Source organism: Salinisphaera sp. SWV1 (assembly GCF_052044155.1).
Lineage (GTDB): Bacteria > Pseudomonadota > Gammaproteobacteria > Nevskiales > Salinisphaeraceae > Salinisphaera.
On record NZ_JBQDYE010000148.1, the window covers coordinates 1 to 587 of the forward strand.

General features: G+C 48.6%; 3 pseudogenes. 2 read left to right on the forward strand and 1 reads right to left on the reverse strand.

Annotated elements, in window-relative coordinates:
- Positions 1 to 86: pseudogene (locus ACS8YF_RS19930) on the reverse strand (siderophore-iron reductase FhuF); the annotation flags it as partial.
- Positions 87 to 226: 140 nt separating this feature from the next.
- On the opposite strand from ACS8YF_RS19930, the pseudogene ACS8YF_RS19935 reads away from it, so the two are divergent.
- Together ACS8YF_RS19935 and ACS8YF_RS19940 are read left to right on the forward strand one after the other, a co-directional pair.
- Positions 227 to 319 (forward strand): annotated as a pseudogene (locus tag ACS8YF_RS19935) (DUF1435 family protein); the annotation flags it as partial.
- Positions 320 to 325: 6 nt separating this feature from the next.
- A pseudogene (locus tag ACS8YF_RS19940) lies at positions 326 to 556 on the forward strand (divalent metal cation transporter); the annotation flags it as partial.
- Positions 557 to 587 lie beyond the last annotated feature (31 nt).

The following is a 587-nucleotide window of genomic DNA, read 5'->3' on the forward strand; positions in this document are numbered from 1 at the left end:
ACGGCTTGCGCAAGCGTGGGATCCTGCGGCTGGAGATGCGTTCGCCAGATGACATCTTCATAGAGCGGTGCGGAACGATAGGCCATAATCGGGATAGTAATCTAAATGATAATGATTGCTAATCCTAGCGATAGGTTTACCCGATAGCAAGGGATTTATCTGGCTTGCAAATGATAAAAATTATCATATGATATTGGTTATCATTATCAATGAGAGAGATGAAATCATGTTGCAACGTACGCTGGGCAGTGGCTGGGGAGTGTTGCTGCCGGGATTGCTGATTGCAGGGCTGATGTATGCGGATTTATCGTCAGATCAGTGGCGGATTGTCATTCTGATGGGATTAGATCCGACACGGATTCTGGTTATGAGTCAGGTGCTGTTAAGTTTTGGTATCGCCCTGGCGCTGGTTCCACTGCTGATTTTCACCAGTGACAGCAAGTTGATGGGCGATCTGGTGAACAGCAAACGCGTAAAACAGACAGGCTGGGTGATTGTGGTGCTGGTAGTGGCGCTGAATATCTGGTTGTTGGTGGGTACGGCACTGGGATTGTAGTTGAATGAGCGTCGCATCTGGCACTATCGGC